Source organism: Mesorhizobium sp. C120A, assembly GCF_030323105.1.
Classification (GTDB): Bacteria; Pseudomonadota; Alphaproteobacteria; order Rhizobiales; family Rhizobiaceae; genus Mesorhizobium.
Genome location: NZ_CP100476.1, coordinates 859,438 through 882,127 on the forward strand (window position 1 = coordinate 859,438; position 22,690 = coordinate 882,127).

Sequence of the window (22,690 nt, forward strand, 5' to 3'; positions counted from 1 at the left end):
CCGATGTCCTTCATTCCCGACACCACGACGCTGATCCAGTTCGCCGTCGCCACCATGATCCTGGCGATCACGCCGGGGCCTGATATGACGCTTTTCGTCTCGCGCACGCTGAGCCAGGGCCGCGCCGCCGGCTTTGCCTCGCTGGCGGGTGCTCTGTTCGGCACGCTGATCCATACAACTTTGGTGGCGGTCGGCATCTCGGCGCTGATCGTCGCCTCGCCGATGGCCTTCCTGGTGCTGAAAATCTTCGGCGCCGTCTATCTGGTGTTCCTGGCCTGGCAGGCGATGACCAAGGGCTCGGCGTTTTCACCGCAGAAGAAGAATGGCCCGCAGATTTCGCTGTTCCGCAGCTGGGCCGCCGGACTCGGCGTCAATTTACTCAACCCGAAGATCATCCTGTTCTTCATGACGTTTCTGCCGCAGTTCGTCTCGGCTCACGATCCGAACGCGCCGGGAAAACTGTTCTCCCTCGGCCTCATGTTCATCGTGCTGTCGGTCCCGGTCACGGCGCCGATGGTGTTTGCCGCGGAAAGGTTTTCGGCGGCGATGAAGGCCAGCCCGCGGGTGACGCGGGTCGTCGACTATCTCTTTGCCGGTGTGTTTTCGGCCTTCGCGCTCAAGATCCTGACCGCTCAGGCGAAGTAGCGGCCTGCCACCAGCTTCCGGCCCAGCGGCCGGCGCTTAGCCAGTAGAAGATGCCGCCGACCATGCCGCAGCCGATCACCGCGGCGATGGCGCGCGGTTCGGTGACGTCGAAATCCACGTTCTGGTGGACGAAGCCGAGGAAGGCCGCGGCCACCAAGCCGCCCGCGAGTGCATAGAACAGCCAGTCGCGGCGGCTGAGGACCTCGGAGATCAGGATTGCGACCACCGCCGGTATGAAAGCGAAATAGGCGACAAACAGCGCCACGAACGGGATCGAAAAATACAGCGCCGCGGCCGCCGCTGGGTGCGCATCGTCCGGCATATAACCGACGGAAGCCAGGAACAGCACGTTGAGAAAGGCGCTCGCCGCCAATGAGGCGACGACATAGCCGAACAGGATGACAGCGAAACGGAGGATATAGGCGAAGAGGCGGCTCACGCCTCGCCATGCCCCGCAATCATCATGGCTTCCAGCGCCAGGCGGTCGACCTTGCGCATGCGTTCGGAGTCGGATTTGAGCTGCCCGCAGGCGGCCAGGATGTCGCGGCCGCGCGGCGTGCGGATCGGCGAGGCATAGCCGGCATTGTTGATGTAGTCGGCAAACTTCTCGATCGTCTCCCAGTCCGAGCACTGATAGTTGGTGCCCGGCCACGGGTTGAACGGGATCAGATTGATCTTGGCTGGAATGCCTTTGAGCAGCTTGATCAGCCCCTTGGCGTCCTCGATGGAATCGTTGACGTCCTTCAGCATCACATATTCGAAGGTGATGCGCTTGGCGTTGGACAGGCCGGGATAGGCGCGGCAGGCCTCGATCAGTTCCTTCAGCGGATACTTCTTGTTGATCGGCACAAGCAGGTCGCGCAGATCGTCATTGGTGGCGTGCAGCGAGATCGCCAGCATGACCCCTATCTCCTCGCCGGTGCGGAAGATCTCGGGCACCACGCCGGAGGTCGAGAGCGTAATGCGGCGCTTCGACAGCGACAGTCCGTCGCCGTCGGAGGCAATCAGCAGCGCCTTCTTCACCGCCTCGAAATTGTAGAGCGGCTCGCCCATGCCCATCATGACGACGTTGGAGACTTTTCTGCCCTCGGCAGGGACGATGGCGCCGTCGGGTGTGTCGCGGTCGGGGAAATCGCCGAGCCGGTCGCGGGCGGTGAGCAATTGCGCCAGGATCTCTTCCGCCGTCAAATTGCGCACCAGCTTCTGCGTGCCGGTGTGGCAGAACGAGCAGGTCAGCGTGCAGCCGACCTGCGAGGAGATGCAGAGCGTGCCGCGGCCTTCTTCGGGGATGTAGACGGTCTCGATCTCGACGGGACGGCCGGCACCGCGCGGCGGAAAGCGGAACAGCCACTTGCGCGTGCCGTCGGAGGAAATCTGCTCCTCGACGATTTCGGGCCGGGCGACGGTGAAATGCTTGTCGAGTTCGGCGCGCAGATCCTTGGAGATGTTGAACATGCCGGCAAAATCGGAGACGCCGCGCACATACATCCAGTGCCAGAGCTGTTGGGCGCGCATTTTCGCCTGGCGCTCGGGCACGATGCCGGCACTGATGAGGGCGTCACCGAGTTCGGCCCGCGTCAGGCCGATCAGCGACGGCTTCTCGGGCGTGGCGCGAGCGCGCAACGCGTCGCGTGCGCCCTCAGTGGTGAGATCGAAGGAAAGGGTCATATCAGCGCCAATATAAGCAAATTGCGGCCGATTTCATCCATCGTGCCGAAAAGAAGCGCGGCGCATAGCACAGGTTGCGGCGAGAGTCATGCGGCGGGAACCGCGCTAGCCTACTTGCACTTGGCGATCGACGTCAGCGCGGCCGAGATGCCTTTCAGCGAAAACACATAGGTCGTCGGATTGCCGCGGCCAGACTTCGCCGAGACCTTCATGTCGGTGCCGGTCTTCATGGCGGCGATCAGCACCGGCTCTTCGGCGGCGTTCTCGACCCAGGCCGACTTGCCGCGGGTGAACATCGAGAACGTCTTCTTGTCGATGGTGACGGTGGCCTTGGAGCCTTCCTGGAATGTGTAGCCGGCGATGAATTGCGGCTCGTAGGACACTTGCTGGCCCGGCCGCTGGCTGACGAAGAAGAACATGTCGCCGTGATCGAGCGTCGGCGGCTGCTTGTCGGTCGGCACGGTGAGCACATAGCAGACCTTGCCGCCCTGCGCCTGGTAGCTGTAGGTGCCCCAGGCATTGTGCTGGCCGATCTTGGTCGCCTGCTGCGCCAGCGCCGGCGCGGCAAAAGCCACCAGTACCAGGCTCGAGACTAGTGCAATCAATCCGCGCATCGCTTTTCCCGTATTCCAAATGGTGCGGGGCAGGCCGGCTTGGCGTCCTGCCCGTCGCTTCATTTTGATTTAATCTGGGTTACCAAACGGTGAATTTCCCTCGGAAAAGGACATTCACCCATGGAAACCACCGCCATTTCCGCGCCGCTTCTTGAAAAAACGGCTTTCGCAATGTCCCTGCGGCGACTTGGAGGCCACGAAAGCGGCAAGAGTTTGACTTTTCCAACGGCCGCAGCGGAACCCGAAGCCAAGCCGCTATCGTCCTGTTTGAGCGGAGGATTTCTTCTGAACCCAGTTGCCAACGCGACGCCGATTCAGCTCTTGTCGGCGATCGCCTCCTTGGCGGCCTTGCGGTGCGCAGGGGTGATATGGGCGCTTACCGTGGAGATCGCGGCGGTCAGCACGGCGATGTCGTCGGTGAAGCCGAGGCCGAAGACGAAATCGGGTATGACGTCGACCGGCAGCACGAAATAGCCAAGCGCTGCCAGCAATATGCCCTTGGCACGCAAAGGCGTCTTCCTGTCGAGCGCGCAATAATAGCCGGCGACGACCTCTTCCATGAACGGAATCTGCCGGGCGGCCTTCTTGGCCGTGCGCCAGAATTTGGCGCGCACTTCACTCTCGTCGCCGAGCTTGCTGCCGAAGCCGAAGAAATCAAAACCGGGCTGCTGCGCCATCAATCCTCTCCTTGCCGGCCGTCGCGCTACGCGTTGCGCGCGGCCGCCACGGAAAATGTGGTGAAAGTCCCGGTCCACTGCAAGAGGATGGCGCCGATTTGGCGTTGCCGCCCCAGCGTTCAGCCGCCAGCATACCCATTCATCTTCTTGGCCAGCGCGATGTCGAGCGCAGTGACACCACCGGCATCATGGGTGTTGAGCGTCACGTCGACAGTCTTGTAGACGTTCGACCAGTCGGGATGATGGTCCATCTTCTCGGCGGCCAGCGCGACGCGGGTCATGAAGGCGAAGGCTTCGGAAAAATTCTTGAAGTCGAAGCTGCGCTTGATGGAGGCGCCATCGGCTGCCTGCGACCAGCCGGCCAGTTCGGCCAGTGCGGCGGCGATGGCGTCCTTGCTGAGTTTCTCTCTCGTCATGATGATTTCCCGTGCTATCCCAGATATCGACCCTCACCATAATGCAAGTCGCCCAAAAGTCCTTTGCGTTTTGGGCTTCCAAATGCACGAACGGCGCATATCGAATGAGCGTAAAGCCGATAAATTCCATACTCTTCGTCTGCCTCGGCAACATCTGCCGCTCACCCCTGGCCGAAGGCGTGTTCCGCGCCGTGCTGGCGGAACGCGGCCGCGACATGGTGCTGGACGACATCGTGCTGGACTCTGCGGCGACCGGCGGCTGGAACCTCGGCGAAGCGCCCGACCCGCGCTCGATCGCGATTGCGGCCCGCCACGGCCTCGACATATCAGGGCAGCGGGCACGCAAGGTCAGGCCGGGGGATTTTTCGCGCTTCGACCTGATCCTCGGCATGGATCGGCAGAATGTCCGCGACCTCAAGGCGTTGGCGCCGGCCGGTGCCCGCGAACGTATTCATCTCTTGGCAGAGTTTGCGCAGGGCAAAACCCGCGACGTGCCGGATCCCTATTATGACGGGGCCGAAGCGTTCGCTTCGGTCTACCGCATGATCCGCGAAGCGTCGGAGGCGCTGGCGACGAGATTGGTGGCGCGGGCGTCGACGCCGGAGAGCGGCCACGCCTCCTCGACAATGTAGGGACCGCCGCCGACCGAATCGCGCGACGACATCAGCACGAAGCGGCCGACGCGAAACGGTAGCGTCGCAAAATTGCCGCGCGCCGACAGGTACTGGGCGACGTCGAGCGGGCTCGAATTGCGCAAGCGTGCCAGCGTAACATGCGGGGTGAACTTGCGCGGGTCGGCGGGCAGGCCGAGCCGCTGGCAGATGCGGTCGATTTCGCTCTGCAGCGCCGAAAGGTCGGGCGAGGCGAAGACGCCGGCCCAGACGGCGTGCGGCTTCTTCTGGCCGAAAGCGCCAACTCCGGACAGGGTGAGCGAGAAGGATGGGCGGTGCACCCGGTCGAGCGCGTTGGCGATTTCGTCGGCGATATGGCCTTCGACGTCGCCGATGAAGCGCAGCGTCAGATGGTAGTTTTCGACATCGATCCAGCGGGCTCCGGGCAGGCCGCCCCTGAGCAGGGACAGCGAAAGAGCGGCGTCACGGGGTATTTCGAGGGCGGTGAAAAGACGCGGCATGGTGAGCCTCCCTTCCTCGAATCGAACTGTGCCCCTAGCGAATCATCGATAGTCAAACGGGGCAAGTGGTTTGTTGGTTGCAGGCATTTTTACGAACAGGCGCCTCCAAGCGATGAATAAGCACTATTGCCGTGCCGCCTCGGCGCTTGCATTACCCAGATGCTGCATATGCTCTTCGAGCGCAGCATGGATGACTCGGGTCATCGGCAGCCCGGTCTTTTGTTTCAAAGTTCGCGCGAGGCGAACGCCGCGTTATTCTCGTCAGGCCGGCGTTCAACCGCCACCCTCAACTGCCGCAATCGCCTTCTCCACGGCGGGCATGATGCGCTCGACCATCGCTGCGATGCCCTTCGGATTGGGATGCAGGCCATCCTCCAACTGCAGGCCGGACTGCCCGGCGACGCCATCGAGAAAAAACGGATAGAGCGGCACATCGTATTTCGCGGCCAGCTTTGGGTAGATCGCATCGAAGGCGTTCTGGTAGTCGGCGCCGAGATTGGGAGCGGCGCGCATGCCGGCCAAAAGCACCGCGATCTTGCGCGCTTTCAGCTTCGCCAGCATGTCGTCCAGGTTCTTTTCCGTAATGCTGGGCGAGACGCCGCGCAGCATGTCGTTGGCGCCGAGTTCGAGGATAACCAGCCTTGTCCCATCCGGCACCGACCAGTCAAGCCGCGCCAAGCCGCCGCTCGAGGTGTCGCCTGAAACGCCGGCGTTGGCGACGGTGACGTCATGGCCTTTGGCGCGCAGCGCAGCTTGCAATTTGTCGGTAAAGCCATCGCCAGGCCCGAGGCCGAAACCGGCCATCAGGCTGTCGCCGAAGCCGACGATGGTGAACGTCTCGGCGCGCACAGACGAAATGGCGCCGCAAAGGGTGACGAAAAGGACGAGCCCTGCGGCATTCAAGCGTTTGAAAGACATGTGGCAGCCCCCATATACCCGAGGAATTCTTCCGGCGACGGCTTCCGGCAAGCAGAGCCTTCATCCTGATATAGGACGCTTTAATTGTGACAGAAGCCGTCATCGCGCTTAAAGACATATCCCTGACCCTGGGCCAAGGGGCTTCGTCTGTGCATGTGCTGAAAGGCGTCAGCCTTGACGTGACGCGCGGCGAGGCGACCGGCGTTGTCGGCCCTTCGGGTTCCGGCAAGTCGACCTTGCTGATGGTGCTGGCCGGGCTGGAGCGGGTCGATTCGGGCACGGTGCGCATTGCCGGCGAATTGCTGAACGGCAAAAGCGAGGACCAGCTCGCCTCGTTTCGGGGCCGAAACATTGGCATCGTCTTCCAGTCCTTCCATCTCATTCCCAACATGACGGCGCTCGAAAATGTCGCGGTGCCGCTGGAACTGGCCGGCCATGCCGATCCGTTCGGCGTCGCCGCGCAGGAGTTGGCGGCCGTCGGCCTGAGCGACCGCGTCACCCACTATCCCGGCGAACTCTCCGGCGGCGAACAGCAGCGCGTGGCGATCGCCCGCGCGCTGGCGCCGTCGCCGCGCATTCTGATTGCCGACGAGCCGACCGGCAATCTCGACCAGGCGACGGGGCGGCAGGTCGCCGACCTTTTGTTCGCCAAGGCGGCCGAGCGCGGCATGACCTTGGTGCTGGTCACGCACGATCCGGCCCTTGCGGCGCGCTGCTCGCGCCAGGTGTCGATGCGCTCCGGCCGCATCGAGGATGCGCCGGTAGCGCAGGTCAAGGTGCCGGCCTGATGCCACTGTCGCAGACGCTGAAGCTCGCGTTCCGCTTTTCGCTGCGCGAGATGCGCGGCGGACTGTCCGGCTTCATGATCTTCCTTGCCTGCATCGCGCTCGGCGTCGCTGCAATCGGCGGGGTCAATTCGGTGGCGCAGGCGATCACCGCAGGCGTTGCCGACCAGGGCCAGACGCTGCTTGGCGGCGACTTGCGCTTCCAGCTCAACCAGCGCGATGCGACGCCAGCCGAAAGCACCTTCCTCGACCGCCTCGGCACTGTGTCGCACAGCGCCAATATGCGCTCGATGGCGCGGCTGGAAGACGGCTCCGACCAGGCGCTGGTCGAGGCCAAGGCCGTCGACGACGTCTATCCGCTCTATGGCGCGATCGAGACCGCGCCGCAGCTTGGCAGAAAGGATTTGTTCGGCGAGAAATCAGGCGTCTTTGGCGCCGCCGCGCCCGACCTGTTGTTCGACCGGCTGAATGTGAAGATCGGTGACCGGCTGAAGGTCGGCAGCGCGACATTCGAATTGCGGGCCAGGCTGGTGAGCGAACCGGATGCGGTGTCGGACGGTTTCGGCTTCGCGCCGCGGCTGATGGTTTCGATGCAAGGGCTCGCCGCCTCTGGTCTGATCCAGCCAGGCAGCCTGGTCGAGAATGCCTACAAGGTTCGGCTGCCGGCCGGCGCCAGCGAGGCCGATCTCAAGACCATCCAAGATCGGGCGGCGAGCGATTTCCCTGAAGCCGGCTGGTCGATCCGCACGCGTTCCAATGCGGCGCCGGCGCTGTCGGCCAACATCGAGCGCTTCTCGCAATTCCTCACGCTGGTCGGGCTGACGGCGCTGGTCGTCGGTGGCGTCGGCGTTGCCAATGCGGTGCGCGCCTATCTCGACGGCAAGCGCGGCGTCATCGCCACCTTCAAGAGCCTTGGCGCCTCGGGCGGCTTCGTCTTCACCGTCTATCTCGTGCAGATCCTGATGATCGCCGGCCTCGGCATCGCGCTTGGCCTCATCCTCGGCGCCGCCATGCCGTTTGCTGCCAGCGCTGCGCTCCAGTCGGTCATTCCGGTGCCGGCTAAAGGCGGCTTCTATCCCGGTGCGCTGTCTCTTGCCGCGCTGTTCGGGCTGCTGGTGACGCTTGCCTTCGCGCTGTTGCCGCTCGGCCGCGCCCGCGATGTGCCGGCGACCGCGCTGTTTCGCGAAATGGGTTTTGAGGGCCGCGGCTTTCCACGCCTGCCCTATCTTGCCACGGCGGTCGGCATCGCGGTCGCTTTGGCGGCGCTCGCCATCCTGTTTTCCGGCGACCGGCGCATCGCCTTGATCTTCGTCGGCGCGACGGTCTTTGCCTTTCTGGTGTTGCGCCTGGTCGGTGCGCTGGTGCAGTGGGTGGCGCGCAAAAGCCCGCGTGTGCGCTCGGTCGCGCTCAGGCTCGCCATCGGCAACATCCACCGGCCCGGCGCGCTGACGCCGTCCGTCGTGCTGTCGCTGGGCCTCGGGCTGACGCTTTTGGTGACGCTGGCGCTGATCGACGGCAATCTCAGGCAGCAGATCTCCGGCAGTCTGCCGGAACGGGCGCCGAATTTCTTCTTCGTCGACATCCAGAATAGCGAGGTCGATGCCTTCTCGACATTGATCGGCAATGAGGCGCCGAAGGGAACGCTGGTCAAGGTGCCGATGCTGCGCGGCCGGGTGATGGCGCTGAACGGCGTTAGTGTCGACAAGGCCAATGTGCCATCGGAAGGCGCCTGGGTGCTGCGCGGCGATCGCGGCCTGACCTACGACGCCAAACAACCGGCCAATGCGACATTGACCGAGGGCAGCTGGTGGCCGGAGAACTACAGCGGCGAACCGCTGGTTTCGTTCTCCAACGATGAAGGCAAGGCGCTCGGCCTGAAGCTTGGCGATACCGTCACCGTCAATGTGCTCGGACGCAATGTGACGGCCAGGATCGCCAATTTCCGAGAGGTGCAATGGGAGACGATGGGCATCAACTTCGTCATGGTGTTCTCGCCCAACACTTTTGCCGGCGCCCCGCATGGCTGGCTGGCGACGCTGACCGAAAAGGATGCCGCGGCAGCAGAGGATGCCCGCCTGCTGAACGCCGTCACCCGCGCCTTCCCGGCGGTGACGACAGTTCGGGTCAAGGACGCGCTCGATGTCGTCAACCGGCTGGTCGGCCAGCTCGGCACGGCGATCCGGGTCGCGGCCGGCGTTGCCTTGATCGCTTCGGTGCTGGTGCTGGCCGGCGCGCTCGCCGCGGGAAATCGCGCCCGCATCCACGATGCCGTGGTGCTGAAGACGTTGGGCGCCACGAGGCGCACGCTGATCGCGGCGTTTTCGCTGGAATACATGCTGATCGGCCTGGCCACCGCGGTGTTTGCGTTGGCTGCCGGCGGCATCGCCGCCTGGTACATCGTTGCCCGCATCATGACGTTGCCGTCGCATTTCATGCCGGAGGTGGCAGTGGCGACCTTGGTGTTTGCGCTGGTGATCACGGTCGGCATCGGCCTTGCCGGCACCTGGCGGGTGCTCGGGCACAAGGCGGCGCCGGTGCTGCGCGACCTCTAGGCCCCAAACGGCAAGGTTGGCCGAATCTGCCGTTTCCGATTAAATCTTGGTAATGTGCAGTCATGGAAGCCCAAGAAAACCGGCTTCCGGAGATTCACCAAGCGTTGCAGCCCGTTACGGTCTTGTTCTTGACGTCAAGAACCATCATATTTCGCCACAGGCATGCTGGAGCCCCGCCAGCGGCGCCCAGGTCCGAAAGGGCCTGACACCGTACGGGGCAGAAGCAACAGAGGATTCCAATGGCTGAGCCCATTCGCAACTACCAGACTTCGGCCGTGCCGGGCGCGCGCGCCGACATTGACCAAGGCCTGCGCACTTACATGCTCAAGGTCTACAATTTGATGGGGCTTGGCCTCCTCATCACCGGCGTCGCCGCCTGGGGCGCTTTCCAGCTCGCCGTCACCGGCGACGGACAGCTGACCGCTTTCGGCACGCTGATCTATGCCAGCGCCTTCCGCTGGGTGGTCATCCTGGCTCCGCTCGCCGCCGTCTTCTTCCTGTCGTTCAGGATCCAGTCGATGAGCGTGGCCGCGGCGCAAACCACCTTCTGGGTCTATTCGGGCCTGGTCGGCCTGTCGCTGTCGACCATCTTCCTGGTCTACACCGGCGCGTCGATCACCCAGACCTTCTTCGCCACGGCGGCCGCCTTCGGCGCGCTGTCGCTCTACGGCTACACGACCAAGCGCGACCTTTCGGCCTTCGGCTCGTTCCTGGTCATGGGCGTGGTCGGCCTGGTGATCGCCATGCTGATCAACATTTTCCTGCAGTCGTCGGCGCTCGGCTTCGCCATCTCGGCGATCGGCGTGCTGATCTTCGCCGGGCTCACCGCCTATGACACGCAGACCATCAAGGAAATGTACTACGAAGGCGATCAGGCCGACGTTGCCGGCCGCAAGGCGATCATGGGCGCGTTGAGGCTATATCTCGACTTCATCAACCTGTTCATGTTCCTGCTGCAGTTCATGGGCGATCGCCGCTAGGCGGTCTTCCCATCAGGCCACTGGACCAGCTGATATCAAGAGGGCGGCCAACGGCCGCCCTTTTCTTTTGTGCCGGCCTTTGCTGTCATGGAGGCAGATGAATCGTCTGCATAAATCATGAGCACTATTTCCATCCGCGCGGCCTTGGAAGGCGACCTCGGCCGAATCACCGAGATCTACGGCGATGCCGTGACGCATGGCACCGCGAGCTATGAGCTGGAGCCGCCCAGCCGCACTGAGATGGGTGGGCGCTTCGACAGCCTGATGGCGGGGGCTTTCCCTATCTGGTGGCGGAACGAGATGGCGCGCTGCTCGGCTACGCCTATGCCGGCGCGTTCCGGCCGCGCCCGGCCTACCGCTTCATCGTAGAGGATTCCGTCTATGTCGCGCCTGATGCGAAGGGCCAGGGCGTCGGGCTGCTGCTGATGCAGGCGCTGATTGAAGCCTGCCGTATGGCGGGCTTTCGCCAGATCGTCGCGGTGATCGGTGACGGCCATGCAGACAGCGCCTCGGTGCGGCTGCATGAAAAGCTCGGCTTTCGCCATTCCGGTCGCCTGGAAGGCTCCGGCTACAAGCATGGGCGCTGGCTTGACACGGTGTTCATGCAGCTGTCGCTGAATGGCGGCGTAACGGTTCCGCCCGATCCGCATTCGCTGCCGGAGCGGAAGTTTCGTGAGAGCCTGAGGAGGGGGAATTGAGGAGTTGAAGAACTGAAGAATTGAGGATTTGAATAGCTGAGAACAAACCCGGCGGTATTTCGACCGTTACATCCTCTTTCTTCAATTCTTCAGTTCTTCAATTCCCCAATTCTCAATTAGGCCTGGACAATCTTCAGCTTAGCATCGAAGACGTTGAGCACGCGACCGAGTTCCTGGCCGCGCTTGAGGATTCGGCCGCCGGCGGCGATGACGGCGAAGGCGCCTTGCCGGCGTGCCAGTTTCGGATCCTTGACGATCTGGAACAGCGGCACTTCGCTGGCCCGGCGGAAGACTGAAAACACAGCCCGATCAGACAGATGATCGATGGCATAGTCGCGCCATTCGTTGGCGGCGACCATGCGTCCGTACAGCCTCAGGATCTCATCGAGTTCACGCCGGTCGAAACGGACCGGCTGGTCGAGGCGTTCGCGTCGCGCCTCGTGCAGCGGGATCAATATTGCGGATGCGTCCCCATCCTCCGTCCCACCGCTGCGATCGGTCATCCCGCGATCCCTTTGAAAATGAATCTCGCTTGCAGAAGTTGGCGTGTTCGCCGTGGAATTGCAAGGCCCGGCTAACCATCCCGGGACCGCGCTGTTTTCGCAACGTCCAGTCACTTTTATAAAACGCGGTGTTTGAATTGGTGATGCCTCGCCACATTTCCGCCCTTTTTTATCCGCGCTCATGCCCCAATGTCCGACGAATTTACCGGCGTTGCCTGAGACGGTTCGGTCCGGCACCGGCTCGTAAACCCCAAGCCCCCCGCCCACGGGTCTGCGTCGGATCGAACCAACCTCGGACTTTCCTCAGGGAGAGACCGGGTGCGACGATCCCAAAGCCTAAATGACCGACGTCAGAAGCAAGCTGACGTCGGTTTTTTTGTTGGGCGGCGCCAGACACTTGTCGTCGTGATCCTTCACACCCCCCTCTGTCCTGCCGGACATCTCCCCGCAAGGGTGGAGATCAGATTTCGCGTTTGCTTTCGCCAATCTCAAACGTGGGACAGGATGGCGGATGTCGCGAAGCTGCCAATCTCCCTCCTTGCGGGGGAGATGGCCGGCAGGCCAGAGGGGGGTGCTGTCCCGCCGATATCAAAAGGTATGGACCAGCCTCTTAAGGCTTGTGAATAAACGCCGCGCCCAGAATAGGCCCCGGCAGGCCGTCCTTGCCAACCGATTGCAGCAGCACGGCGCAGCCGCCTTTCTTGGCGATCTCGGTCATCGGCAATTCGTAGCGCTGCGCCTTGCCGTGCCACATGCCGGCGGTCTGGATGCCGGTGACGGCGTTCCAGTAGGTCATGCTGCGGCCGGTGTTCTCGCCCTTGGCGATGGTCACCGTCTGCGGTGGTTCGAAATAGACGATGACGACATGGGCGTCGCTCGGGCCGCTACCGGCGTCGCCGGCATCGATCATGACGCGATCGCTGGTGCGGCTGACCTTGACGCTGACCCGCATGCCTTCACCGGATCTCTCCATGCGGGCAAGCGCGCCGTCGACCTCCTTGCGGCTGGCGCCGTTGACATGGCTGCGACCATTGATGACGGCTTGCGGCGTGTAGACGGAGCGGGTGCCGAAGGCGCGCATATAGTCATATTGCCGGTCGGTATTGTCCTTGCTGCTCAGCGTGTCCTGCCAGCCGAGATAGTCCCAGTAATTGACGTGGTAGGCGAGCGCGACGACGTTGTCCTTGGCCGCCAGCTCGGCAAAGAAAGCGTCCGCCGGCGGGCAGGAATTGCAGCCCTGGCTGGTGAACAGCTCGACCACGCCCAAGGGCCTGTCAATCTGCGGTTTGTCGGTCTGGGTCGTTCCCGATTCCTCGGCGAACCCGGTCCCGGCAAGCGCCGAGAAGGCCAGCGCAAAAGCCGCAAGCCGCAGAGGTTGTCGAGGTGCCATGATCGTTCCGATTCCCGCCGGTGACGCCGGCCTTGTTCTGGTTGCCCAGATTTGTGGCAGAAGCGACAGTCAACGGGAAGTCACGTTGCGGTGAAATTTTTGCTGCCGCAACCATGGGTATGGCATCACAGGGGGAGCACTTCACCGCCCGGTTCGATCGGGAGCATGGCATCAGGAGCGTGGGGCAGATCTTGCTGAGCCCAGCCGGTTTTTACTCCTGTCGTACAGGGCGGGGCTTCGATCGGGTCGGGCAATGCTTTGGAAAGACTGGGAGTAGGGAGTAGGGAGTAGGGAGTAGGGAGTAGGGGATGTCGTTCCCCGCTACCGCCCAATCCCTACTGCCTAAGCCCTGGCCGCTACGCGGCCAGATCGCGCAGCACGTATTGCAAAATGCCGCCATTCTTGAAGTAGTCGAGTTCGTCCAGCGTATCGATGCGGCAGATGATCGGCACGTTCTTCACGGTGCCGTCGCCATAGGTCACCTTGGCGATCATCGTCTGGCGTGGCTTGATGGTGCTTATGCCGTCGATCTCGACCAGCTCGTCACCCTTGAGGTTGAGCGAGGCCCATGAGGTGCCTTCCTCGAAGACGAAGGGGATGACGCCCATGCCGACTAGGTTGGAGCGATGGATGCGCTCGAAGGACTGGGCGATGACGGCACGGACACCGAGGAGATTCGTTCCTTTAGCTGCCCAGTCGCGCGAGGAGCCGTTGCCGTATTCGACGCCGGCGAAGATGACCAGCGGCACGCCTTCCTTTTTGTATCTCATCGCCGCGTCGTAGATCGATTCCTCTTCCTTCGACGGGTAGTGGATGGTGTAGCCGCCCTCGCGGCCGTTCTCGCCCAGCATGTGGTTGCGGATGCGGATGTTGGCGAAGGTGCCGCGCATCATCACCTCATGGTTGCCGCGCCTTGTGCCGTACTGGTTGAAGTCGGCAACGCCGACGCCATGGTCGGTGAGATATTTGCCGGCCGGGGAAGCGGCCTTGATCGAACCCGCCGGTGAGATGTGATCGGTGGTGATCTTGTCGCCGAACAGGCCGAGCACGCGCGCGCCCTTGATATCGCCGATCTTGCCGAAACCGGAGGTCATGCCGGCGAAATAGGGCGGGTTCTGCACATAGGTCGAGTTGTCGTCCCAGGCATAGGTCTGGCCTTCCGGCGCCTTGACGTTCTGCCAGTATTCGTCGCCCTTGAAGACGTCGGCATATTTGCGGGCGAATAGCTCACGTGTGACGTTCTTCTCGATGAACTCCTGGATCTCGGCCGAACTCGGCCAGATATCCCTGAGATAGACCGGCTTGCCGTCGCGGCCTTCGCCGAGTGGCTCGGTGGTCAGGTCCTTGGTGACGGTGCCGGCCAAAGCATGGGCTACCACCAGCGGCGGCGACGCCAGATAGTTCGCCTGCACGTCAGGTGAAACACGGCCTTCGAAGTTGCGGTTGCCGGAGAGCACTGCGGCGGCGATCAGGCCCTTATCGTTGATGGTCTTGGAGATCGGCGCCGGCAGCGGGCCGGAATTGCCGATGCAGGTGGTGCAGCCGAAACCAACCAGGTTGAAGCCGATCTGGTCGAGCTCCTTCTGCAGGCCGGACTTTTCCAGATATTCGGCGACCACCTGGCTGCCCGGCGCCAGCGAGGTCTTCACCCACGGCTTCTGCTTGAGGCCGAGCCGGTTGGCGTTGCGCGCCAAAAGGCCGGCGCCGATCAGCACGCTCGGGTTGGAGGTGTTGGTGCAGGACGTGATGGCGGCAATGACGACATCGCCATGACCGAGATCATGGTCGGTGCCTTCGACGGCATAGCGCTTGTGGATTTCGGCAGCCTTCTTGTACTCGGTTTCCATCGCCTTTGCGAAGCCGGCCGGAATGCCTTCGAGCGGAACGCGGCCTTCGGGGCGCTTGGGACCTGCCATCGACGGCACGACGCTGTCGAGCTCGAGTTCGAGCAGGTCAGTGAAGACAGGGTCGGCCGAGCCGGCGTCACGCCACATGCCTTGCGCCTTGGAATAGGCCTCGACCAGGGCGATGCGGCTTTCCTCGCGGCCCGACATTGTGAGGTAGCGGATGGTCTCGCCGTCGACCGGGAAGAAGCCGCAGGTGGCGCCATATTCGGGCGCCATGTTGCCGATGGTGGCGCGGTCGGCCAGCGTCATGTTGGACAGGCCCGGGCCGAAGAACTCGACGAACTTGCCGACGACGCCCTTCTTGCGCAGCATCTGGGTGACGGTCAGTACGAGGTCGGTGGCGGTGATGCCCTCCCTGAGCTTGCCGGTAAGGCGGAAGCCGATGACTTCGGGCAACAGCATGGAAACCGGCTGGCCGAGCATCGCCGCCTCGGCCTCGATGCCGCCGACGCCCCAGCCGAGCACGCCAAGGCCGTTGATCATAGTGGTGTGCGAATCGGTGCCGACGCAGGTGTCGGGATAGGCGGTCGTTCCGCCGTCTTCCGTGTTGGTCCAGACGACCTGACCGAGATATTCGAGGTTGACCTGATGGCAGATGCCGGTGCCGGGCGGCACGACGCGAAAATTGCGGAACGCCTGCTGGCCCCATTTCAGGAATTTATAGCGCTCTTCGTTGCGCTCATATTCGAGCTCGACATTCCTGGCAAAGGCCAGTGGCGTGCCGAATTCGTCGACGATGACGGAGTGGTCGATGACGAGGTCGACCGGCACCAGCGGATTGATCTTCTGCGGATCGCCGCCGAGCGCCTTGAGGCCGTCGCGCATGGCGGCCAAGTCGACCACCGCCGGGACGCCGGTGAAATCCTGCATCAGGACACGCGCGGGGCGATAGGCGATCTCGACGCCGGCGGTGCCCTTGTCGGTCAGCCAGCCGGCAACAGCCTGGATAGAGTCCTTGGTGACGGAGCGGCCGTCTTCATTGCGCAAAAGGTTTTCCAGCAGCACCTTCATCGAATAAGGCAGCTGGGCAATGCCGGTGAGGCCGTTCCTCTCGGCCTCGACCAGATTGTAATAGACATAGTCCGCGCCACCCACGGTGAGGGTGCGGCGGCAATTGAAACTGTCGAGGGATTTTGACACGTGCGGTCCGTCCTTGTCTGTTCAGCCTGAAAGGGAACGGACGCCGATGGGCATGCAATCACGCGCAAAGGTGCGGGTACGGCCATTTCCGCTGTCCGTTCCCAGCCAACCCGAGCCGTTCAAGGCGGCGCGTGCGCTGGTTCGGCGCAAATTCTGTTCCCGTGCCGACCGCTGGCACGGATGTCCCGCATATAGAGAATTTTCTGGAATAGTTCTAGACAGTTGCGGAGCAAATTTGTGCGATGCGGCAGCTATCGCGCGGTAAAGTTTTCGGGACGGGCAGGCATGCGGCTGATTGCCGAAAATCTGGGCGGCGAACGCGGCGGCGAGACGGTCTTTTCCGGCATCGGTTTTGCGCTCGACAAGGGCCAGGTGCTGGTCGTCACCGGGCCGAACGGCTCGGGCAAATCGACGCTGCTCAGGGTCATCGCCGGGCTGCTGCCGAAGGCGCAAGGCGATGTGCGCATCGAGGGCGGCGAGAGGTTTCCGACGATCGCTTCGGCGGTCCACTATCTCGGCCACCTCAATGCAATGAAGACGGCGCTCAGCGTGGCGGAGGATCTGCGCTTCTGGCGCGATTTCAACGGCGATGGGCAGTTGGGTGTCGGAGAGGCGCTGGAGACGGTTGGTCTCGGCGGCATCGGCCATCTGCCTTTCGGATATTTGTCGACCGGGCAAAGGCGGCGGGCGGCGATTGCGAAATTGCTGGTCAGTCATAAGCCGCTGTGGCTGCTGGATGAGCCGACGGCTGGGCTGGATAAGGCCTCGGAGGCGCGGTTTGCGGGGCTGATGACGAGGCATTGCGCAGAAGGTGGAATCATTGTCGCGGCGACGCATTTGCCACTGGGATTGGATGGAGCACAGGCATTGAGGATGGGAGCAACAGGGTGATGTCGGCATTCCCGCCCACCCCCCTCTGCCCTGCCGGGCATCTCCCCCGCAGGGGGGGAGATCAGATGTCATGCCGGCTTTCGCCAATCACCGGCATTGAAAAAGAGGCGTCAGCAGTGGAACTGCCAATCTCCCCCCTTGCGGGGGAGATGTCCGGGAGGACAGAGGGGGGTGTGAAGGAACGCCACCTTCGGCAAGATGGCGATCAAACCGCAGGCGCGGCTTGGCAATGCTAGCCCTCTTCCTGCGCGACGTCCGTCTCTCAATCCGTGCCGGGGGCGGGGCGCTCACCGGCGTCATCTTCTTCCTCGCCGTCATCGCCACCATCCCCTTCGGTGTCGGACCGGACCTGAAGCTGCTCGCCCGCATCGGTCCGGCGATCCTGTGGATCGGCGCTCTGCTCGCCTGCCTGCTCGGCCTCGACCGGCTGTTTCAGGCCGATCGCGAAGACGGTTCGCTCGATCTTCTGGTGCTGGGCAATGACCGCCACATGCTGGCGCTGACGGTGCTGGTGAAGTGCCTGGCGCATTGGGCGGGCAGCGTTCTGCCGCTGGTGGTTGCGGCACCTCTGCTGAGCCTGTTCATGAACATGGAGCCGCTCAGCATCGGCGCCACCGCGCTGACGCTGCTGGTCGGCACGCCGGCGATCACTTTCATCGGCGCGGTCGGGGCGGCGGTGGCGGTGGCGCTGCCACGTGGCGGGCTGCTGATCTCGGTGCTGGTGCTGCCGCTGACCATCCCGGTGCTGATCTTCGGGGTGTCGGCGAGCTACGGCGCGGTGGCCGACCCTGATCCGTTCCTGCAGCCCTTCCTCATTCTTGCCGCGCTGACGCTGTTTCTTGCCGTGCTGGGTCCGGTGGCGGCGGCGCTGGCGCTGCGGCATGGAACGGATTGATATGACCGCTCCGGCGCGACGATCAATTGCGAAGCCCCAGCGGCAAAGCTAAGAAGGCCGCAAAGCTATGGGAAGGCCATGATCGAGCACGACGAAGTGACGGTGGAAGGGGAGCGAAGCGCATGAGTGCACACGCACTCTATGTCGCGGCCGCCTATGGCATCACGGCGATCGTGCTGGCCGGGCTGATCGGCTGGATCCTGCTCGACCAGCGGACCCGCAAGCGCGAACTGGCAGACCTCGAAGCGGCCGGCGTGCGGCGTCGCTCGGACAAAGCCGGTACTGGGGCCAGCACTGGGGCCGGCACCGGGGCCAGCAAGCCATGAGCACGGAAAGCGAAACGCCGGCGTCGCTGCGCCGCCGCCTGATCGTGCTGTTGCCGCTGCTGGTTTTTCTCGGCCTCGCCGGATTGTTCCTGTCGCAGCTTTTGTCGGGACGCGACGAGGCGGCAGTGCCGTCGGCGCTGATCGGCCTGCCGGCGCCGCAGACCAACCTGCCGGCACTGGAAGGGTCAAACCTGCCCGGGCTGGATTCAAAAGCCTTCGCCGGTAAGGTAACGCTGGTCAACGTGTTTGCATCGTGGTGCGCGCCGTGCCGGGAAGAGCATCCGGTGCTGTTGGCGCTGTCGCAGGACAAGCGCTTCGTCATGGCCGCGCTAAACTACAAGGACCAAGCGCAAAACGCGCGCCGGTTCCTTGGTGATCTCGGCAATCCGTTCCAGGCGATAGGTGTCGACGAGGCCGGCCGCACGGCCATCGACTGGGGCGTCTACGGCGTGCCGGAAACCTTCGTCATCGGCAAGGACGGCAAGATTGCCTACAAGCATGTCGGGCCGCTGACAGGGGAGTCGGCGAGGGATGTTCTGTTGCCGCAGATTGAAAAGGCGCTCGCGGCACCGGGCTGACGTTGGCGCCATGCCCCCTCATCCGGCCGCTGCGCGGCCACCTTATCCCCGCGGGGGAGAAGAGGGAAGCATCGGCACAGGCTAGCTCCTCTCCCCGAGGGGAGAGGTCGGATTGTCCGAATTGCTCATGCAATTCGGTTTGGCAATCCGGGGGCGGTGCCCCGCTGACGTCCGAAAGCTCAGCCGTAGATCTGCTTGTGGATCTGGTAGAGCATTTCCGAGCGGTCGGCGCGCAGGTCGGCCAGATCGCGGCTCGTCAGGTTTTCGATTTCCGCGACGAGGCGGTTGTAGTGGCGGCGCTTGGCCATCGAGGTGCGCGCGCGGGAGAAGAGGTTGTCAAAAGCCATAGCAAGGGTCCTTTCGTACCGCATATCAGCGGTGAATTGTTCCTCCCTTGGTCGTTCGCACCATGACATAGGAATGGTGCGATGCAAAAAGAAGATGTTGCAATGCACCATTGCACAGGGCGCATAGCGGGTTAATACAGCGCTAACAGCACCATAAACGGCCGGACAGGCTGGCGGGCCATGCCGGCCGGGCACCTTTTGTCTTACAATTGCGCCTGCGCCACCTTGCCATCGCGCCCGCAGGCTGGCTTGATCCGCGCGTCACGTGATGCCCGGAGGAAATGCATGGCGACCGCAGACTATTACGAAATTCTCGATCCGCGTTTCGCGCGGCTGTTCAACGGCAACGCCCAGGTGGAAAAGCTGTTTACCGGATGTCAGTGGGCGGAAGGGCCGGCCTGGTTCGCCGCCGGCCGCTATGTCGTCTGGTCCGACATCCCCAACAACCGGATGCTGCGCTATGACGAGACCGACGGCAATGTGAGCGTCTTCCGTCAGCCCTCCGGCAATTCCAACGGCAACACCGTCGACCGCCAGGGCCGACTGGTGACGTGCGAGCATTCCGGCCGCCGCGTCAGCCGCACCGAGCATGACGGTTCCGTCACCACCATCGCGGCCGAATGGAAAGGCAAGCGGCTGAATTCGCCCAATGACGCGGTCGTGAAATCCGACGGCTCGATCTGGTTCACCGATCCGAGCTACGGCATCGACACCGACTATGAGGGCGACAAGGCCGAAAGCGAGATCGGCGCTTGCAATGTCTACCGGGTCGATCCGGATACGGGCGAGGTCGAGGCCGTGATCACCGACATGGTCCGGCCGAACGGGCTTGCCTTTTCGCTGGATGAAAGCCAGCTCTATGTCGTCGACACCGGCCGCACGCATGGCGCGCAGAACCCCGCGCATATGCGGGTCTTCAACGTCGGCAAGCACGGCAAGAAGGTGTCGGGCGGCAAGGTGTTCGCCGACTGCACGGCCGGCCTGTTCGACGGCTTCCGGCTCGACGAGGCCGGCCGCATCTGGACCAGTGCCGCCGACGGCATCCATTGCTACGATCCCGACGGCACGCTGATCGGCAAGGTCAAGGTGCCGGAAGTGACCGCCAATTGCGTGTTCGGCGGCAACAAGCTGAACTGCCTCTACATCGCCGGCACCACGTCGCTCTACATGGTGCGGCTGATGGTGAACGGGGCGAAGACGTATTGAGGCTGCTGGAAACGCTTCTCTGGCGGCCCTTGATGGCGTTTCTGCGCATGTCCGCGGCGCCTGTTGCGCGGCGGCCGCCGGAACCGCCGCCAAGCGGTTCGCCGGAGCGGATTTCGAAGCCGCCCAGCGGCGGCGGTATCAGACACAATTCAAGGGGAGGACGTCATGCCATTCGTCAACATCCGCATCGTCAAGGAAGTGATCGCCGCTGATCCCGCTGGCAAGAAGGCCGACATCGCCAAAAAGGTCACGGCGGCCATCATGGACGCCACCGGGCTTAGCAATGACGACGTCTGGGTGGTGTTCGAAGAGGTCAACGCGCGCGACTGGTATGTCGGTGTGACCGATGTCGAGACGTTGCGGAAGGGGTAGCACAGCGGCACGTTGGGGTGCGGCCGCACCCTTTCGTTCGTCATCCTAGGGTCTGCGCCGCGTCGCTTCGCTCCTTGCTCCGCCCTAGGATGACGAGGCAACGTCTGCGCGTATAAAACTCGCGAAAACCTGCACCGCTTCGCGCATGGCCCGCAGGTTCTCGTTCTCTCCCAGGATCGCTTCCATCTCCGGCGGTTTCTTGCCGAGCAAGGCAATCTCCAGAACCGCGTCCTCACAAAGCGCAAACGACATCGTCCGCATGATCTCCGCAAGCGCTGCGCGGGCGTAGAGCGAGCGCGCGGAGGCGTGGGCCAGCATGGCGGGCTTGCCGACTGCGGCGTCGCGCGAGACCAGCCAGTCGAGCGCGTTTTTCATGCCGCCGGGCACGCCATGGGCATATTCGGGGCAGGAGACGATGATGCCGTCGGCGCTGGTGACGGCCTCGATCAGCCGCATGGCCTCGGCCGGTGTGCGCTCGCCTTCGTCATCCGGGTTGAAGATCGGCAGCAGGCCGAGCCCGTCATAGACAGTTACGCGGCAATCCGAAGGCGCGTTCGCGGACAGCGCCGCCAGCAGCGCCGAATTGGTCGAGGCGGCGCGCAGGCTGCCGGAGATGGCGAGGAGTTCGATCACGGGGAAACAGGGCTAGGGAAAACCGGCAAAGGACCGCAATGGCGAATCGTACCCGAAATCTACCACAGGGTCTTGCTGTAGGCTTCGTCCAGCGAGCGGTCGAAATCGTCGGCAGTTTCGGCATGCGCCATCTGATCGGACAGGATCTGACCGAGCGTCGGCAACGTCGCGCGGTCGTGCCAGCTGTCCGGCTTCCACAATTCGGAGCGCATGAAGGCCTTGGCGCAGTGCATGTAAGCGGCCTTGACGCTCACCACGACGACGCTTTGCGGTTGCTTGCCGTCGACGGTGAGGCGCTCGCGCAAACCGGCATCGACGGTTATGCGGGCGTCGCCATTGATGCGCAGCGTCTCGTTCATGCCGGGGATGAGAAAAAGCAGCCCGACCGAAGGGTTGAGCAGGATGTTTTCCAGCGTGTCCAGCCGGTTGTTGCCGGGCCGGTCGGGAATGGCGATGGTCCTGTCGTCGAGGACAAGGGCAAAGCCCGGTCTGTCGCCTTTCGGCGTCACGTCGGCATTGCCGGCGCCGTCGGAAGAACCGATCAGCACGAAAGGGCTCTTGCCGATGAAAGAGCGGCAGTGGCCGTCGAGCGCCCTGAGTTCCTTGCGCATCGAGGTGTCGGTCGGCCGCGGGGTCTTGTAGATCGTCCTCAGTTCATCGCGCGTGGTGACGAATTCCATGGCCGTCTCCGTTTATTCTGACGCAATTCCGGACGGCTTCACACTTTTCCTGGAATTGCTCTACTTGCCGGCTTCTTCCACCTTCTCGGCCTTATCCTCGATCGAATGGTGCAGGATCAGCGGCATCTGGCTGAAGGTGAACAACAGGGTGATCGGCATGATGCCCCAGACCTTGAAGGTAACCCAGAAGTCGGTGGAAAAATTCCGCCACACCACTTCATTGGCAAGAGCCAGGAACAGGAAGAATAGACCCCAGCGGAAAGTCAGCTTGCGCCAGCCTTCGGCATCGAGGCGAAAGGCCGAATCGAAGACATAGCCGAGCAGCGATCGGCCGAAATACAGACCGCCGAGCAGCACGCCGCCGAACAGGGTGTTGACGATGGTCGGCTTCATCTTGATGAACACGTCGTCCTGCAGATAGAGCGTCAGCGCGCCGAAGATGAAGACGACGACGCCCGAGACCATCGGCATGATCGGCAAGGTGCGCAGCAGCAGCCAGGAGGCGATCAGCGCGATCGCCGTCGCCGCCATGAAAAGGCCGGTGGCGACGAAGATCGGCCCGCCGAATTCGGCCAGGACAGGAAATTTCTGCACCAGCCAGGCGCCGCGTGCATTGGCGAAGAAGAACACCATCAGCGGCCCGAGTTCCAGCACCAGCTTGAGCAGCGGATTGACGCTTTCTTTCTTCTTTCGCGGATCGGACGGGTCGCGTTCGAGGATGGGTGAGTTCATGACTT

The 22,690-nt window shown here is 63.1% G+C and carries 25 protein-coding genes and 1 pseudogene; 12 read left to right on the forward strand and 14 right to left on the reverse strand.

What is annotated here, in order from left to right; genetic code table 11:
• Window positions 1-3 precede the first annotated feature (3 nt).
• Entirely contained in the window at window positions 4-645 is a 642-nt protein-coding gene (locus NL532_RS04230) for a LysE family translocator (RefSeq protein ID WP_023828748.1), read from the forward strand.
• Here NL532_RS04230 and NL532_RS04235 read toward each other — a convergent pair.
• The 5 genes from NL532_RS04235 to NL532_RS04255 form a co-directional block, all read right to left on the reverse strand.
• Window positions 617-1,084, reverse strand: coding sequence for a hypothetical protein (locus NL532_RS04235; protein WP_023694539.1), 468 nt, complete (start codon window positions 1,082-1,084; stop codon window positions 617-619). The genes NL532_RS04230 and NL532_RS04235 overlap by 29 nt on opposite strands.
• A complete protein-coding gene (rlmN, locus tag NL532_RS04240) occupies window positions 1,081-2,313 on the reverse strand; it encodes a dual-specificity RNA methyltransferase RlmN (RefSeq protein WP_023828747.1) in 1,233 nt (410 codons plus the stop codon). The genes NL532_RS04235 and rlmN overlap by 4 nt, the downstream gene beginning before the upstream one ends.
• A gap of 110 nt (window positions 2,314-2,423) precedes the next feature.
• Window positions 2,424-2,927: an invasion associated locus B family protein gene (locus NL532_RS04245; RefSeq protein ID WP_023671718.1), complete on the reverse strand. Its 504-nt coding sequence runs from the start codon at window positions 2,925-2,927 to the stop codon at window positions 2,424-2,426.
• A gap of 314 nt (window positions 2,928-3,241) precedes the next feature.
• The gene (locus NL532_RS04250) at window positions 3,242-3,604 is read right to left on the reverse strand and encodes a YkvA family protein (protein WP_023671719.1); all 363 of its coding nucleotides are present in this window, start codon (window positions 3,602-3,604) and stop codon (window positions 3,242-3,244) included.
• A 119-nt stretch (window positions 3,605-3,723) separates the two neighbouring features.
• Window positions 3,724-4,020, reverse strand: coding sequence for a 4a-hydroxytetrahydrobiopterin dehydratase (locus NL532_RS04255; protein ID WP_023671720.1), 297 nt, complete (start codon window positions 4,018-4,020; stop codon window positions 3,724-3,726).
• A 104-nt stretch (window positions 4,021-4,124) separates the two neighbouring features.
• On the opposite strand from NL532_RS04255, the gene NL532_RS04260 reads away from it, so the two are divergent.
• On the forward strand, window positions 4,125-4,652 hold the full coding sequence (locus NL532_RS04260; RefSeq protein WP_033003073.1) for a low molecular weight protein-tyrosine-phosphatase: 528 nt from the start codon (window positions 4,125-4,127) through the stop codon (window positions 4,650-4,652).
• Here NL532_RS04260 and thpR read toward each other — a convergent pair.
• Window positions 4,556-5,152, reverse strand: coding sequence for an RNA 2',3'-cyclic phosphodiesterase (gene thpR, locus NL532_RS04265; protein WP_023671722.1), 597 nt, complete (start codon window positions 5,150-5,152; stop codon window positions 4,556-4,558). The genes NL532_RS04260 and thpR overlap by 97 nt on opposite strands.
• A 273-nt stretch (window positions 5,153-5,425) precedes the next feature.
• Window positions 5,426-6,070: an arylesterase gene (locus tag NL532_RS04270; protein WP_023702600.1), complete on the reverse strand. Its 645-nt coding sequence runs from the start codon at window positions 6,068-6,070 to the stop codon at window positions 5,426-5,428.
• Between the two features lie 86 nt (window positions 6,071-6,156).
• Here NL532_RS04270 and NL532_RS04275 point away from each other — a divergent pair, with 86 nt between their 5' ends.
• The 4 genes and pseudogenes from NL532_RS04275 (at window position 6,157) to NL532_RS04290 (ending at window position 11,085) form a co-directional block, all read left to right on the forward strand.
• The gene (locus NL532_RS04275; RefSeq protein WP_023732872.1) at window positions 6,157-6,858 is read left to right on the forward strand and encodes an ABC transporter ATP-binding protein; all 702 of its coding nucleotides are present in this window, start codon (window positions 6,157-6,159) and stop codon (window positions 6,856-6,858) included.
• Window positions 6,858-9,407: an ABC transporter permease gene (locus NL532_RS04280; protein ID WP_023828746.1), complete on the forward strand. Its 2,550-nt coding sequence runs from the start codon at window positions 6,858-6,860 to the stop codon at window positions 9,405-9,407. The genes NL532_RS04275 and NL532_RS04280 overlap by 1 nt, the downstream gene beginning before the upstream one ends.
• Window positions 9,408-9,646: 239 nt before the next feature.
• Window positions 9,647-10,387, forward strand: coding sequence for a Bax inhibitor-1/YccA family protein (locus NL532_RS04285; protein WP_023671726.1), 741 nt, complete (start codon window positions 9,647-9,649; stop codon window positions 10,385-10,387).
• A 117-nt stretch (window positions 10,388-10,504) separates the two neighbouring features.
• Window positions 10,505-11,085, forward strand: a pseudogene (locus NL532_RS04290) (GNAT family N-acetyltransferase).
• Between the two features lie 116 nt (window positions 11,086-11,201).
• Here the strand turns inward: NL532_RS04290 and NL532_RS04295 are convergent.
• The 3 genes from NL532_RS04295 to acnA all read right to left on the reverse strand — a co-directional run bounded on the left by NL532_RS04295 (window position 11,202) and on the right by acnA (window position 16,025).
• Window positions 11,202-11,588 carry a DUF2794 domain-containing protein gene (locus tag NL532_RS04295; RefSeq protein WP_023683844.1) on the reverse strand — a complete coding sequence of 129 codons (387 nt, stop codon included), beginning with the start codon at window positions 11,586-11,588 and terminating at the stop codon, window positions 11,202-11,204.
• A gap of 610 nt (window positions 11,589-12,198) precedes the next feature.
• Window positions 12,199-12,978, reverse strand: a complete 780-nt coding sequence (locus tag NL532_RS04300) for a DUF1223 domain-containing protein (RefSeq protein WP_023828744.1) — start codon at window positions 12,976-12,978, stop codon at window positions 12,199-12,201.
• A 356-nt stretch (window positions 12,979-13,334) separates the two neighbouring features.
• Entirely contained in the window at window positions 13,335-16,025 is a 2,691-nt protein-coding gene (gene acnA / locus NL532_RS04305; protein ID WP_023745430.1) for an aconitate hydratase AcnA, read from the reverse strand.
• A 285-nt stretch (window positions 16,026-16,310) separates the two neighbouring features.
• Here acnA and ccmA point away from each other — a divergent pair, with 285 nt between their 5' ends.
• The 4 genes from ccmA (at window position 16,311) to NL532_RS04325 (ending at window position 18,715) form a co-directional block, all read left to right on the forward strand.
• Window positions 16,311-16,916 carry a heme ABC exporter ATP-binding protein CcmA gene (ccmA, locus tag NL532_RS04310; protein WP_023828743.1) on the forward strand — a complete coding sequence of 202 codons (606 nt, stop codon included), beginning with the start codon at window positions 16,311-16,313 and terminating at the stop codon, window positions 16,914-16,916.
• Between the two features lie 229 nt (window positions 16,917-17,145).
• Window positions 17,146-17,811, forward strand: coding sequence for a heme exporter protein CcmB (gene ccmB / locus NL532_RS04315; protein WP_023828742.1), 666 nt, complete (start codon window positions 17,146-17,148; stop codon window positions 17,809-17,811).
• A 122-nt stretch (window positions 17,812-17,933) separates the two neighbouring features.
• Window positions 17,934-18,137 carry a heme exporter protein CcmD gene (ccmD, locus tag NL532_RS04320; protein ID WP_023828741.1) on the forward strand — a complete coding sequence of 68 codons (204 nt, stop codon included), beginning with the start codon at window positions 17,934-17,936 and terminating at the stop codon, window positions 18,135-18,137.
• Complete coding sequence (locus NL532_RS04325; RefSeq protein WP_023828740.1) at window positions 18,134-18,715, forward strand: DsbE family thiol:disulfide interchange protein; 582 nt, start codon at window positions 18,134-18,136, stop codon at window positions 18,713-18,715. Before ccmD ends, NL532_RS04325 begins: the two co-directional genes overlap by 4 nt.
• A gap of 179 nt (window positions 18,716-18,894) precedes the next feature.
• On the opposite strand, the gene NL532_RS04330 is transcribed toward NL532_RS04325, so the two are convergent.
• Window positions 18,895-19,062, reverse strand: a complete 168-nt coding sequence (locus NL532_RS04330) for a hypothetical protein (RefSeq protein ID WP_023828739.1) — start codon at window positions 19,060-19,062, stop codon at window positions 18,895-18,897.
• A 285-nt stretch (window positions 19,063-19,347) separates the two neighbouring features.
• Between NL532_RS04330 and NL532_RS04335 the strand changes: the two genes are divergently transcribed.
• Both NL532_RS04335 and NL532_RS04340 read left to right on the forward strand, forming a co-directional pair.
• Entirely contained in the window at window positions 19,348-20,268 is a 921-nt protein-coding gene (locus tag NL532_RS04335; RefSeq protein WP_023671738.1) for an SMP-30/gluconolactonase/LRE family protein, read from the forward strand.
• 165 nt (window positions 20,269-20,433) lie between these two features.
• Window positions 20,434-20,640, forward strand: a complete 207-nt coding sequence (locus NL532_RS04340; RefSeq protein ID WP_023683852.1) for a tautomerase family protein — start codon at window positions 20,434-20,436, stop codon at window positions 20,638-20,640.
• Window positions 20,641-20,724: 84 nt separating this feature from the next.
• On the opposite strand, the gene NL532_RS04345 is transcribed toward NL532_RS04340, so the two are convergent.
• The 3 genes from NL532_RS04345 to NL532_RS04355 are packed head-to-tail and all read right to left on the reverse strand — an operon-like array spanning window position 20,725 to window position 22,685.
• Window positions 20,725-21,273, reverse strand: coding sequence for an NADPH-dependent FMN reductase (locus NL532_RS04345; protein WP_023821954.1), 549 nt, complete (start codon window positions 21,271-21,273; stop codon window positions 20,725-20,727).
• Window positions 21,274-21,332: 59 nt separating this feature from the next.
• Complete coding sequence (locus NL532_RS04350; RefSeq protein ID WP_023683854.1) at window positions 21,333-21,953, reverse strand: pyridoxamine 5'-phosphate oxidase family protein; 621 nt, start codon at window positions 21,951-21,953, stop codon at window positions 21,333-21,335.
• Between the two features lie 60 nt (window positions 21,954-22,013).
• Window positions 22,014-22,685, reverse strand: coding sequence for a septation protein A (locus NL532_RS04355; protein ID WP_023745428.1), 672 nt, complete (start codon window positions 22,683-22,685; stop codon window positions 22,014-22,016).
• Window positions 22,686-22,690: the final 5 nt, after the last annotated feature.

What these genes read in the sequence shown, in the direction of transcription:
- NL532_RS04230 (WP_023828748.1), top strand. Translation starts at nt 4, where the DNA reads ATGTCCTTCATTCCCGACACCACGACGCTGATCCAGTTCGCCGTCGCC.
- rlmN (WP_023828747.1), bottom strand. Translation starts at nt 2,313, where the DNA reads ATGACCCTTTCCTTCGATCTCACCACTGAGGGCGCACGCGACGCGTTG.
- NL532_RS04245 (WP_023671718.1), bottom strand. Translation starts at nt 2,927, where the DNA reads ATGCGCGGATTGATTGCACTAGTCTCGAGCCTGGTACTGGTGGCTTTT.
- NL532_RS04250 (WP_023671719.1), bottom strand. Translation starts at nt 3,604, where the DNA reads ATGGCGCAGCAGCCCGGTTTTGATTTCTTCGGCTTCGGCAGCAAGCTC.
- NL532_RS04255 (WP_023671720.1), bottom strand. Translation starts at nt 4,020, where the DNA reads ATGACGAGAGAGAAACTCAGCAAGGACGCCATCGCCGCCGCACTGGCC.
- NL532_RS04260 (WP_033003073.1), top strand. Translation starts at nt 4,125, where the DNA reads ATGAGCGTAAAGCCGATAAATTCCATACTCTTCGTCTGCCTCGGCAAC.
- thpR (WP_023671722.1), bottom strand. Translation starts at nt 5,152, where the DNA reads ATGCCGCGTCTTTTCACCGCCCTCGAAATACCCCGTGACGCCGCTCTT.
- NL532_RS04270 (WP_023702600.1), bottom strand. Translation starts at nt 6,070, where the DNA reads ATGTCTTTCAAACGCTTGAATGCCGCAGGGCTCGTCCTTTTCGTCACC.
- NL532_RS04280 (WP_023828746.1), top strand. Translation starts at nt 6,858, where the DNA reads ATGCCACTGTCGCAGACGCTGAAGCTCGCGTTCCGCTTTTCGCTGCGC.
- NL532_RS04285 (WP_023671726.1), top strand. Translation starts at nt 9,647, where the DNA reads ATGGCTGAGCCCATTCGCAACTACCAGACTTCGGCCGTGCCGGGCGCG.
- NL532_RS04295 (WP_023683844.1), bottom strand. Translation starts at nt 11,588, where the DNA reads ATGACCGATCGCAGCGGTGGGACGGAGGATGGGGACGCATCCGCAATA.
- NL532_RS04300 (WP_023828744.1), bottom strand. Translation starts at nt 12,978, where the DNA reads ATGGCACCTCGACAACCTCTGCGGCTTGCGGCTTTTGCGCTGGCCTTC.
- ccmA (WP_023828743.1), top strand. Translation starts at nt 16,311, where the DNA reads ATGCGGCTGATTGCCGAAAATCTGGGCGGCGAACGCGGCGGCGAGACG.
- ccmB (WP_023828742.1), top strand. Translation starts at nt 17,146, where the DNA reads ATGCTAGCCCTCTTCCTGCGCGACGTCCGTCTCTCAATCCGTGCCGGG.
- ccmD (WP_023828741.1), top strand. Translation starts at nt 17,934, where the DNA reads ATGAGTGCACACGCACTCTATGTCGCGGCCGCCTATGGCATCACGGCG.
- NL532_RS04325 (WP_023828740.1), top strand. Translation starts at nt 18,134, where the DNA reads ATGAGCACGGAAAGCGAAACGCCGGCGTCGCTGCGCCGCCGCCTGATC.
- NL532_RS04330 (WP_023828739.1), bottom strand. Translation starts at nt 19,062, where the DNA reads ATGGCTTTTGACAACCTCTTCTCCCGCGCGCGCACCTCGATGGCCAAG.
- NL532_RS04335 (WP_023671738.1), top strand. Translation starts at nt 19,348, where the DNA reads ATGGCGACCGCAGACTATTACGAAATTCTCGATCCGCGTTTCGCGCGG.
- NL532_RS04340 (WP_023683852.1), top strand. Translation starts at nt 20,434, where the DNA reads ATGCCATTCGTCAACATCCGCATCGTCAAGGAAGTGATCGCCGCTGAT.
- NL532_RS04350 (WP_023683854.1), bottom strand. Translation starts at nt 21,953, where the DNA reads ATGGAATTCGTCACCACGCGCGATGAACTGAGGACGATCTACAAGACC.
- NL532_RS04355 (WP_023745428.1), bottom strand. Translation starts at nt 22,685, where the DNA reads ATGAACTCACCCATCCTCGAACGCGACCCGTCCGATCCGCGAAAGAAG.